12 protein-coding genes are annotated in these 11647 nt (G+C 46.8%); 9 read left to right on the top strand and 3 right to left on the bottom strand.

What is annotated here, in order from left to right; translation table 11 throughout:
• Window positions 1–202: 202 nt before the first annotated feature.
• The 5 genes from GA003_13270 (at window position 203) to GA003_13250 (ending at window position 4217) form a co-directional block, all read left to right on the top strand.
• On the top strand, window positions 203–1114 hold the full coding sequence (locus GA003_13270) for an SUMF1/EgtB/PvdO family nonheme iron enzyme (protein QXD26997.1): 912 nt from the start codon (window positions 203–205) through the stop codon (window positions 1112–1114).
• A gap of 45 nt (window positions 1115–1159) precedes the next feature.
• The gene (locus GA003_13265; protein ID QXD26996.1) at window positions 1160–1486 is read left to right on the top strand and encodes an SUMF1/EgtB/PvdO family nonheme iron enzyme; all 327 of its coding nucleotides are present in this window, start codon (window positions 1160–1162) and stop codon (window positions 1484–1486) included.
• A 220-nt stretch (window positions 1487–1706) separates the two neighbouring features.
• A complete protein-coding gene (locus GA003_13260) occupies window positions 1707–2663 on the top strand; it encodes a glycosyltransferase family 2 protein (protein QXD26995.1) in 957 nt (318 codons plus the stop codon).
• Between the two features lie 3 nt (window positions 2664–2666).
• The gene (locus tag GA003_13255; protein QXD26994.1) at window positions 2667–3590 is read left to right on the top strand and encodes a flippase-like domain-containing protein; all 924 of its coding nucleotides are present in this window, start codon (window positions 2667–2669) and stop codon (window positions 3588–3590) included.
• A complete protein-coding gene (locus tag GA003_13250) occupies window positions 3591–4217 on the top strand; it encodes a class I SAM-dependent methyltransferase (protein ID QXD26993.1) in 627 nt (208 codons plus the stop codon).
• Here GA003_13250 and GA003_13245 read toward each other — a convergent pair.
• From GA003_13245 to GA003_13235, 3 genes are read right to left on the bottom strand one after another with little or no spacing between them, the layout of a single operon-like run.
• Entirely contained in the window at window positions 4203–5006 is an 804-nt protein-coding gene (locus GA003_13245) for a glycosyltransferase family 2 protein (protein QXD26992.1), read from the bottom strand. The two genes, GA003_13250 and GA003_13245, sit on opposite strands and share 15 nt — an antisense overlap.
• Before the next feature lie 43 nt (window positions 5007–5049).
• Complete coding sequence (gene rfbB, locus GA003_13240) at window positions 5050–6069, bottom strand: dTDP-glucose 4,6-dehydratase (GenBank protein QXD26991.1); 1020 nt, start codon at window positions 6067–6069, stop codon at window positions 5050–5052.
• 12 nt (window positions 6070–6081) lie between these two features.
• Window positions 6082–6954, bottom strand: coding sequence for a sugar nucleotide-binding protein (locus GA003_13235; protein QXD26990.1), 873 nt, complete (start codon window positions 6952–6954; stop codon window positions 6082–6084).
• Between the two features lie 242 nt (window positions 6955–7196).
• Between GA003_13235 and GA003_13230 the strand changes: the two genes are divergently transcribed.
• Genes GA003_13230 through GA003_13215 form a run of 4 tightly spaced genes read left to right on the top strand, consistent with a single transcriptional unit; the run spans window position 7197 to window position 11583 of the window.
• Window positions 7197–8468 carry a TolC family protein gene (locus GA003_13230; GenBank protein QXD26989.1) on the top strand — a complete coding sequence of 424 codons (1272 nt, stop codon included), beginning with the start codon at window positions 7197–7199 and terminating at the stop codon, window positions 8466–8468.
• Window positions 8465–9592: an efflux RND transporter periplasmic adaptor subunit gene (locus tag GA003_13225; protein ID QXD26988.1), complete on the top strand. Its 1128-nt coding sequence runs from the start codon at window positions 8465–8467 to the stop codon at window positions 9590–9592. Before GA003_13230 ends, GA003_13225 begins: the two co-directional genes overlap by 4 nt.
• Window positions 9593–9619: 27 nt before the next feature.
• The gene (locus tag GA003_13220; protein QXD26987.1) at window positions 9620–10876 is read left to right on the top strand and encodes an ABC transporter permease; all 1257 of its coding nucleotides are present in this window, start codon (window positions 9620–9622) and stop codon (window positions 10874–10876) included.
• Window positions 10873–11583, top strand: a complete 711-nt coding sequence (locus tag GA003_13215) for an ABC transporter ATP-binding protein (GenBank protein QXD26986.1) — start codon at window positions 10873–10875, stop codon at window positions 11581–11583. The genes GA003_13220 and GA003_13215 overlap by 4 nt, the downstream gene beginning before the upstream one ends.
• The last annotated feature ends 64 nt before the right edge of the window (window positions 11584–11647 follow it).

Genomic DNA, 11647 nt, shown 5'->3' with positions numbered 1-11647 from the left:
GCCTTAACGCCTCATTTGAGCCATAAATCTTTATGGGAGCAATTTACGGGCTCCCTACATTGATACTGCGTTACATTCATTAGAGATAAAACAAGCCTCCCTATGTGTGATTCCATCAAGTCAATTTGACGCTCATGATTAATATAGTTAGATTTTTCATGGCATTAGCATCATCAATTTTGATTTAAGGTAACGATTTTAAATGAAGGATTTTGGTAAATTATTTCGGCTATCCTTCTTTATCTTTCTTCTTTGTCCTGCCCTAAGCTTGGGCGGAGAAAGTTGGCCGGAGTGGCTTGAGATGCATTTTAGTGCAGAACATCGCAATATCGCCAATTATGTTGCTGATACTGCTGACCCTGATGGAGATGGTTTTTCCAACCGATTTGAGTTCATCGCTAAGTTGGATCCCACCGATCCGAAATCGCGCGTTCTTTTTTCTGTAGAGGATAACTCCCCCAATAGGTTGCTAATTGGACCGATTACCGAAGGAGTGCGCTATGAAATTGATTCTAGTACTGACCTTCTTGTTTGGAAACCATTGCAGACAGAGAATTTCCAATTCGAAGGTAGCAATTTGATTTTCGAAATGGGTTCGACTCCGGATAAACGATTCTACAGACTTTCCATCTCTTCAGAAGTGCTAGTTTCCGATGAATTTTCTGAAATACCGTCTGATACTTTTTGGATGGGTCCGTTGCCAACTGAGAAGGGGAAGTACTCCAATGAGGTTCGACGTGAAATTACTCTTACAAGAAGTTTCTTTATGGGAAGGACTGAAGTCAGTAAGGCAGAATGGGATCGTGTCCGCTCATGGGGTATGGAGCATGGCTATTCGGATTTAGCTGAAGGGAGAAGAGGTTTTAAGGAGGACTCCACGGATCAGCACCCTGTTGCAGAAGTCAATTGGTATGATGTGGTTAAGTGGCTGAATGCCAGAAGTGAAATGGAGGAGGGATTAGTGCCTTGCTACTCGGTGGATGGTTTAGTGTATCGTACCGGAGAATTAGAACCAGATTGTAACTTCTTGAATAATGGTTACCGGCTTCCGACCGAGGCAGAATGGGAGTACAGTTGTAGGGCTGGCTCCATCTATGCATTCTACTCCGGATAGATATTATTCATTGATGCAGATCCTCCAGACCCAAGTCTAGATAAGGTGGGTTGGTATGTCGCCAATAGCAAATGGCCAGGTGGAGGTTGGAACACGAGGCCTGTGGGTGATCCGCGGAAGGATTCAAATGCATGGGGATTAAGAGATACTCATGGCAATGTGATGGAGTGGTGCTGGGATTGGTGGCAAAACAACATCATTAAAGCAACCGATCCGCTGGGACCATCTGTAGGCTCCTATCGAGTAGTGCGTGGCGGTCACTTCTATGCAACTGCAAGAGACTGTCGATCTAGTAGTCGGGGATCTTCAATTCCGAATGGCGATCCGCATTGGTTAGCCTACACAGGGTTTAGAATGGCACGCAGCCGGTGAGGGTGGTTCGACGAGTTATTTAAGGTAAATGCAAGGTTGGAAGCTCTGAACTTATTCCCATTTTATGTTCAAATTAGTCATAAGGCTAAATTGTCTAGCCATTCAGTTGGCGATTTCGGTATCAATTGCTTGGTTCACTTAATTAGAACTGAACCTTAGGTCGAATCTTTCTATTGTGCTTGGTTACTAAACAGGTGCTTATTCGTTTATAAAAATATTTTTGAAACTAATTATCCAAATCCCCTGCTTCAATGAAGCGGATTATATCACAGCAGTAGTTCAATCTCTACCTCGGGCTGTGGAGGGATTCGATGTGGTTGAGTGGCTCGTGATTGACGATGGGAGTTGGGACCGAACCGTCGATGTCGCGCGGAAGGGTGGTGTAGACCACATCGTGCGGCTTTCGCAAAACCAAGGCCTTGCCAAAGCATTTTCAGCTGGACTGGAAGCGTGTTTGAAATTGGGCGCTGATGTGATTGTGAACACCGATGCCGATAACCAATACAACGCGGACGACATTCCCTTGTTGGTGGCACCTATTCTTGAAGGGCAGGCAGAAATGGTTGTGGGCGAGCGTCCCATATCGAGCATCAAACATTTCTCTTTTATCAAGAAGCTGTTGCAAAAGTGGGGGAGTGCTGTGGTTCGATCGATTAGTCGGACGGACGTTCGGGATGCGCCGAGCGGATTCAGGGCTTATAGTCGGGAGGCGGCAATGAGGCTCAATGTCTTCAGTAATTACACTTACACGCTCGAGACGATCATTCAGGCGGGCCAGATGGGGATGGCTGTCAAATCAGTCCCGATTCGGGTGAATGGAGAAACACGGCCATCCCGCCTTGTGAAGAGCATTCCTTCCTATGTGAAACGGTCCATCGTGACCATGTTCAGGGTCTTTGTTGTTTATCGTCCGATGCGTTTTTTTGGCTATTTAGCTGCTTTGGCCTTTGTGCCTGGATTTGCTCTGGCCCTTCGTTTTTTGTACTTCTACTTAAATGGTCTTGGGGATGGACATATCCAGTCTGTGATTTTATCTGCCTTGCTGATGGGGTCGGGGCTGTTACTTGCCATTGTAGCCGTAATTACGGACCTAATCTCAGTGAATCGACGGCTGTTGCAAAAGATTCAATGGCAGGTTCGAAAACTTGAAGACGAGCTCTCTCGAGAAGACTCCTAGCCTGTGCTTAATATACAGACAGGACTATCTAAGGGGAAGCGTTCAAATTCCATACCGCGTGCATTGGGATTCTCGCTAAGCCTCGTTTGCTGTCTTTATGTGTTTCGAGAACTGATTTACGATGATTCCAAGTTGACCCATGGTGTACCCATTCAGTTTCTGTGGCCTCTTGTTGGGGCTACCGGTTGTTGGGTTTTGGTGAACACGGTCCTTGGAGTTGGTTGGGCTTTGATGGTTCGCGCTTTGGGAAGTGAGGTCGGATTCATGGCTTCAATCATTTTATCATTTCGCACACAGTTTGCTAAGTACTTACCTGGAAATGTGTTTCATCATATCGGGCGGGTCGTCCTGGCAAAACAACTCGGAATAAAAGCTGCCATTGCGGGAACCGCTACGATTATGGAGTCCATTGCATTGGTGCTTGTCGCTGGACTCATTGGACTCTCTTTTTTGTTCACACAAGGCTATGGGATTCCTGCTTTGGTTGTTGTTGGGAGCGGGGTGTTTGTTCTGGTGATTGCACTCATAAACCCAACGCTGAGGAGGAAAATTGGGATCACCGAGTCTCTGAAAGCTCAACATTTGCATTGGGGCTTAATCGGATCTTTGTCCTATGTTTGTGTGTTTTTTCTACAGGCAGCCATGTTCGCCCTGTATGCAGGTGTGTTAGCAGAGCCACTTCAGTTGGGCTTCGTTCGAATCCTTGAAATGGTTTCGGTGACTTGGGCTGCCGGCTTTTTAGTGATTGGAGCACCCGGCGGGCTAGGGGTCAGGGAGGCAACCTATGCATTATTTTCTATGTCACCTGAGATGAATGTGAACTTGCTATTTGTCGCTTCCTGGATGCGCATTAGCTCAGTTTTGGGCGATCTATTTTGTTTTGGACTCAGTGTGATTTTTCTGAAACGTCCCCAGAAGAGTAACTGAATGGACAATCACGATAAGCAATTAGAAGAGGGCATTTACATCGGAAATCAGGTGGATAAATCCAACCTGAATAACCCCATTTCCAGAAAGCTTGTTTCTGGATTCGATAGTAAGTTGTTCCGGGTATTGGATGCCCTCCAACCGAAAACCTTGCATGAAGTGGGTTGTGGAGAGGGGCGGCTTACGCGGCTTATTCGTGATCGCTACAAGATCCAGATATTGGCGAGTGATTTCTCAGAGGCGCTTATCGACGAGAATCTTAAACGCGATTGTGACTCGATCGACTTCAAGCACCTTAGCATCTACGATATAAATCCCGAAGAACATGCCAGATCGGTGGTGGTGTGCTGCGAGGTGTTGGAGCATTTGGAGGATCCGGTGCGTGGGCTTCAGGCTCTTAGGAGTCTAAATGCTGACCACTATGTCTTCTCTGTTCCTCGTGAACCCATCTGGCGTATTTTGAATATGGCTCGCTTCAAGTATCTTGGTGATTGGGGAAACACGCCGGGGCATCTCAATCATTGGAGCCCGAACTCCTTTACTAAAGCTGTAACTGAAAACGGATTTGAAATCGTTGAGGTCTTAAATCCATTTCCATGGATTATGGTAAGCCTAAGGGCTGTCTGAGACCTCAGTGGTTTCAACCTCATCCTTATCTGTTTTATAGTCGCCTCTGCTGAAGGACTTTTCGAGCCACACGTAAGCGCAGATAAAGAAATAACGGCTCCCCATTTCTTTTATCTTCAACTTGGCTTGTCCGGTGCGTCGATTGGTCCAGGTGATGGGCATTACCGTCCAAGAGAAACCTCGAACGATTGCTTTTAAAGGAATCTCCACTGTTAGATTGAAATGAGGAGATAAGAAGGGCTGACAGCCATCGATAACCGTTTTGCGGTAGGCTTTGAAAGCGTTGGTTGTATCGTTAAGTTTGATCTTAAAAAGGATACGTATAAAGAAGTTGGCCAATCGATTTACGCGGAGTTTTAGCCAGGGGTAGTCGATTACGCCTCCACCTTTGGAAAAACGACTGCCAAAGACACAATCCCAGCCTTCGTTCAGTAGCTCCCAATATCTGACAACGTCTCTGACGTCATCCGATTGGTCTGCCATCATGATAACAACGGCATCCCCTTTCATTTTGTTGAGACCCAAAATTATGGCGCGACCAAATCCGTTTTCTCCCTTATTCTTAATTGGTCTAAGAGTTGAAACTTTTTCTTTGGTTTCGTTTAGAATGTCCCAGGTCTTGTCAGTGCTTCCGTCGTCTACGACGAGGATCTCGTGGGGGACTTTTTGAAGCTCTAATTCCAGGTGCAAGTGTTCAACAGTTGCGGCGATGCAACCTTCCTCATCCCTCGCCGGGACGACGATACTGAGCAGTGTCAGGTCGTTGGGTGCATTATCGGAGCTGTCCATAGAGGTTGATCGTTGTTTTAAATGTATCGCGAATCAATCCTGATTAATTGCTTCGATTGATTTGAGTTAAATACCATCGGATGGTTTTTTGTATCCCTGTCTCGAAGGTCTCTGCTGGAGTCCAGCCTAACTCACTCTCGATTTTTCGGCAATCAATGGCGTAGCGTCGGTCGTGTCCCTTCCGATCGGTAACAAACGTTTTCTGGCTTAAGTAACTGCTGTCGTTTGTCTTCGGCTGCTGGTTGTCAAGAATGGAGCATATGGTATCTACGATCTGGATATTCGTTTTCTCGCAGTTGCCTCCTATATTATAGGTCTCTCCCAATCTTCCGATTTTCAATACCTTGTGTATGCCAGCGCAGTGATCCGTCACATAGAGCCAATCTCGAACGTTTAAACCGTCTCCATATATAGGGAGGCTTTTGCCATCCAACGCATTGTGGATCATTAGCGGGATCAGTTTTTCCGGAAACTGTCTTGGCCCATAGTTGTTGGAGCAATTGGTAATGAGCGTCGGCAAACCAAAGGTGTGGTGATAAGCTCGAACCAGGTGGTCACTTGCCGCCTTTGAAGCAGAGTAGGGGCTATTCGGCAGGTATTGGTTTTCTTCTGTAAAGGCTGCCTCATCGGATGTAAGCGTTCCATACACTTCATCGGTGGATACGTGTAAGAATCGAAAGTTACTTTTTTGCTCGGGGTTCAACTCGGAGAAATACGCAAGACTTGCCTTCAGCAGCTCGTGAGTGCCAACCACATTGGTTTGAATAAACGCGTCAGGACCTTCGATGGAGCGATCCACATGGGTTTCTGCCGCAAAGTTGACTACCCAGTCGATCTGATGACTATTTAATAACTGGCCTACCAATCCCTGGTCTCCAATGTCACCTATGATAAAGCTGAAGTTTGGCTTATCTTCATGGTGAGCAAAATTCTCTTCGCGACCAGCATAAGTGAGCAGGTCGAGGCAGATGATCTTGTTTGTTGAGCTGTCTGCTTCTGCAAGTAACAGATCTAGAAAATGAGAACCAATAAATCCGGCTCCTCCGGTGACTAATACGTTCATCTTGGTATGTATCTATTCAATCCAATTTTTGCAGGCTCTATCCACAGCTTCATGAACCTCGGTTAATTGGATATCATGACAGCTAAGTTTTTCTGAAGACATGATGCAATTGGAGCGTGGAGCTCGCACAACCTTAGACATGAAGGCTTCCTCGCTTTCAAAAAATTTGAGCTCCTTCTTCACCAGACCATGTGTTTTCATGATTTCGGTGATCTCTCTCGCAGAAATCGCTCCAGGGTTGGTCACATTGTAAACACCACTGGGTATACCTTTTTCAAAACATTTGAGGCAGGCATCGATAAATTCGAATCGTTGTGAGACTGAGTTTTCAGCATCCAAGAGCCATTCATAGGTGAGTAGCTTGGTTAGATAGTTTCTCGGATTGTTTCTTTCATCGAATGGAATCCGAAGTCGCCAGATGTAGCAATCCTCAGCTCCTTTCAGAGTTTCTTCCCCTAGTGCTTTAGTTCCACTGTAGAAACTACAGTTATTGTGCCTGAAATCGAAATTAGGAGTATCGTCTTCAATGAAGCCCGTACCATCCGGGCGGTTCCCGGTGTAAATACAGCCGGAGGATACATGCCCCCAAGGAAGTTTAAGTGACTCGCAGACCTCACGGATGATTCCCGGTAACACGGCGTTTCCCATCAAGCAGTTTGCTTTGTCATCTTCGCAAGCATCCACATTGGGTTTTCCTGTGTAGCCGGCCGCATTGATCAGGCAATCAGGCGCTTCTGCCTGAAGGGCTTCTTTGAGCTTGGCTGGATTATAGTAATTTAAATCTGCCCGGGAAAAGTTCCGGAAAGAAATGTTTCGATTGCTGAGGACCTCTTGGAACGTTTTGCCAACGTACCCGCTGCCGCCTAGTAGAACTACGTGCTTCATTTTCAAAGATCGTTATGAAGGCTGCAAAATTACTTTCTGACAAGAAGGAACCTTATCCATGAATTTTTGCTCGATAAGTGTTAACAAGCTCCCATGCTCTGCCTTTTAAAATCGACCACAACTGCTCATCCCAACTCGTGACACCGCTACGCTTTATTCCAAAAACGTTAAGCTTTCTGGTTTCAGCTATTCTGCTGTTAGGGAATTTTTCACGCCTGTCGGCTCAAACGAACCCAACCGGAGTGTTACCAAATCCACTTGACGAAATTAATCCGGCACTACGACCGCTCATACAATCTGCGGCGGCTAATTCCTGGAAGATGGACATGCAGGATATCTTGCTCAGGCGAGCGGAAGCAGTGTCCATGCGGTACTCGTCTTCAAATGCAGTCAAGGTAAGTGCATCTGCTAACGTTGGATTCCAAATCCAGGACACCGGGGCAGAAACTTCCGATGGATGGAAATACAAATTTGATGTTTATGCACGGAAGCCACTTTATACTTGGGGCGCTGCCGAAGCAGATCATCGGTACGGATTGCTCGAAGTCGAACGAGTTAAGCAGGACCGACAACTGGCATTTCTGGCGATTTACCGGGATGTGGTGAATCGCTTTATCGATTACGCGATTCTAAAGCAGCGGGTACTATATAGTAGTCTTGCTGAAGAAATTTATCGAGCGGACATTGAGCTAAGACGCGAGCAGCTGGAACGAGGTGAGTTTCCCGCCACTCAATTCGCAACCATGGAATTAAACTATAAAACTGAGCTCTTAAAGCACGAGGCCTTGGAAAATAGTCTTCAGCGAGCAGCCGATGATTTGCATGAAGTGATTGGCTCGGAAGAGACCACCTCGATTAATATGGGCGGAGGTATTCCTGCTGTTGCCGACGATTTGTCGATTGTGGAAGCAAAAATGCAGAGTTTCTTCTCTTCCATGGATGCAACATCTTTGAAGGTAGCCTCTAAGCAGACTCGACTGACCCAGGAACTGGAGCGCTTGAATAATTATGAGGTAAACCAGAAGCCCAAGCTCAATGGATTGGTCCAGTTAAGACGGGATTCCGACAACGTAATTACAGGTAATCGTCAAAATTTGGAATACACCGAGGGTTTTGCGGGTCTTGAAGTTAGGTGGAATGTCTACGACGGTAAGTATTCAGCCGCTTTTATTAAAGACGCTTTGCAAACGCGTCGACAATTGGAAAGAGAACTGGCCGACATTAAGAAAAATCTGAAAGACGATATTGGCTTCTACTTCAAGGACCTAGAAATTAAACGGGAGCAAAGCCTGCTTAGCGATCAGACATTTTATTGGGAAGAAGGTCGTTATCGCCAGATGGAGGAAGATGTAAAGGCGGGGCGTTCGCCCGAGAAAGATTTGAAAGCAGTCAAGCGGGACTTGGAGCGTGCGCGGATTGTCCTGCTTGATACGCGGGGTCGCTATTATAAGTCATTGACCAATCTTTATGTGATGTTGGAGTACCCCTCAATCTTGGCTTATCTCGAAGAATGATTCGTTATATATTTCTCATCTTATTTCTAGCAGTCGTTGGTTTTGCCGGCTGGATTTTCAGCAAAAAAATCATCAGTCGCGAAGTGGTGGTCCAACCGGTTGTCATTGATACGGCTCGCTCGGTTGTCCTTGGTACCGTCACTGTGAATGCGGATTATTCGACCGAAATTCGAGCCGGTGAAGGGGGAAGGCTTTTGGATGTGCTCATCGAGGAAGGTGATGAAGTCATTGAAGGCGATGTGGTTGCTCAAGTCGATCCAAGGGATCTCGAGTTGGAATTGGAAGCTCGTCAGATAGATCTAGATCTTGCGCAAAGGCAGCTCGAAGTTGTTAATCCCAAGCAATTTAGTGTGGAGGTGGCCGAGGAGAGCCTGGATGAGATGAAGCGACTGTTCGATTTGGGACAGAGATCAGACCGCCAAGTTAAGGAGGCCGAAAGAAACCTCAGAAAGGCACAGGGAGATCTTGAGCTCTCAGAGTTGACTGCGAATACGAATATCAAGCGTCTGGAAAATGGGATCCAAGTGATGAAACGACGCATGGAAAAGATGAATATTCGCAGTTCCATCGACGGTATTATTGAAGACGTTCTTTCTGAAAAAGGAGACCTGATTGGATCCGGTGCTCCCATTGCTTCCATCATTTCCAAAAAACGAGTGGTCGTAGCTGAAGTGAGTGAAGAACAATTTGCAGGCATCCGGCTAGGGCAGAAAGCCGTCGTTCGATTTCTCTCGTTGGGCGGGGAGCTTTATGATGCCGAGGTGGCCAAGATTTTTCCTTCTGCGGATCCAGATACTCAACGCTATTCGGTTCAGCTCGAAGTTGAGATTTCCCAGGATCTGCTGGTTCCAGGTCTTACCGGTGAAGTCACGATCACGATTGGTGAACGTGCCAATGCCCGCATCATCCCGACTCGAGCCTTAGTAGGAGATTATGTTTTCGTCTTTAATGATGGACGTCTCGATTTCCGCCAGATTGTTTACGGTTACCGGAGTTTGATCCAAGTTGAGATTCTTGAAGGCCTCGAAGAAGGAGACCTCGTGGTTACTGAAGGTCTTGATATTTTAAAGCCTGGAGATCGGGTTACGATCAAGGAAAAGGATGACAAGCTTTCGATTCGTTAGCGAGCGAGCTGTGGCAGATTCATAGTTATGTCCCCAAACATCCGTATAGCGCTGCGATTTCTGACCGCCAATAAACGGGCGATGGCAATGAGCCTGACGGGTATCATCTTTGGAGTCGGATTCTTCATTTTTGGACAGGCGCAAACGACGGGATTCCAACAGTTTTTCGTAAAGACCATTTTAGGGACTGATGGTGCCATTCGTGTACAGGACCGCATTCGAATTACCTTCAAGACCATGGAGCTCGCAGATGAGGAGGACGATAGCGACTCACCTTGGGTGATTGAGAACACTGAAAACTACAAATATATTGAAGGAATTGAGCAGCCACTCGAAGTGATTGATGCGCTCAAGGAATTTGAAAGTGTCACCGGAATTGCGGAGGTACTCACCGGTAGCGTCCTGGTCAGTAGTAATTATCGAAGCTACACCGGACGGTTGTTTGGGGTTGATATCGATGATTACATTGCCGTGTCTGATCTGGAGAAACAGATAATCTTTGGATCCTTAGAGGACTTTCGGTCAAAACCCACTGGGATTTTGATCGGTTCCAAATTTGCTCGCCTGCTTCAAGTGAGTATCGGCGACACCGTGGTTATTAAGTCTTTAGATAAAAACTCCAGATACACGGTGGCTGGCATTTTTGAAACTGGAGTCTCTGATATCGACCGGGAACGTATCTATATGAAGTTGTCAGAGACCCGCAGTGTGCTTCAGCGGGCTCATGGTGCATCTTTCCTTCAAGTCAATCTGATCGACCCCCACCGGGCCAGAGAAGAGGCCTTCCACATGATGAATACTATCTATTACCATGTGGCCAGTTGGCAGGAGAGGCAGAAATCCTGGCTGGATGCCTTTTTAGTTTTAAGCGTTTCGACCGGGCTCACGGTATCGACCATCATTCTTTTATCGGGCCTCGGTATGTTTAATACGCTCGCCATGATGGTCATGGAAAAAACCAAAGAAATAGCGATTCTCAGGTCAATGGGCTATACACGACGCGACATCACCAGCATCTTTCTCTGGCAAGGTGTGTTTGTACTGGTGGCAGGAAATGTCCTTGGTTGGATAGTCGCGGTACTTATGACCTACGGTGTCTCAAAGCTGCCGTTTCGCGTTACTGGAATTTTTACTACTGACTCGTTTGTCGTGAATTGGTCCATCTGGCACTACGTCTCAGCCACGATTATTGCCTCTGTGATTGTAATGATCGCCTCCTACATCCCAGCTCGTCGTGCGGCTAAACTCGAACCCGGCGATGTCATTCGCGGAACTTCCCAATGAGTGTGCCTAATTCCAGTTCATCTAATAGTGATCGCATCGCTCTGCGCTGTGAGAACATTCATCGCCACCTAGGCGAAGGAGAGGGTAGGGTTCACGTACTTCGGGGTGTCTCGCTTGAGTTGGAGCGTGGCAAGGTATACGCCGTGGTGGGTCCTTCAGGTTGTGGGAAATCTACTTTGCTATACCTACTGGGGTTACTTGACCAACCAGACGAGGGAGAAATTTACCTGAGCGGTGAGCCAATGACCCAAATGGGAGATCAGGAACGTACAGCTGCACGCAACCAGCATTTGGGCTTCGTGTTCCAGTTTCATTTCCTTCTTAAGGAATTCAGCGCCCTGGATAATGTGATGATTCCCATGCGCAAGCAGGGAGTGCTGTCTTCTGAAGAAATGGAGGAGCGAGCTACCTCCTACCTCAAGGATGTGGGCCTCGGCGACAAACTGCACCGCTTGGCCACTCAATTATCAGGAGGCGAGCAACAACGTGTGGCCATTGCACGGTCATTGTCTAATATACCCTCAGTCATTTTGGCAGATGAGCCCACAGGTAATTTGGACGTCCATAACTCCAATATCGTTTTCGATCTACTGACTCGTTTGGCACGCGAAAATGACCAGGCTGTGCTCATCGTGACGCACAACCCAGACATCGCTCAAAAGTGCGACCATATTTTGCAAATGGAAGATGGCGAATTTATCAACTGAGACCCCCTCACGTATAAGTTTTTCGCATAAGTCAAATTGCAGCCTCTAATTTTTAGAAAAAGTT

This window comes from Opitutia bacterium ISCC 52, assembly GCA_014529675.2.
Lineage (GTDB): Bacteria > Verrucomicrobiota > Verrucomicrobiia > Opitutales > UBA2995 > UBA2995.
The sequence above is the reverse complement of the archived record's forward strand: the minus strand, read 5'-3'. Positions and strand labels throughout refer to the sequence as shown.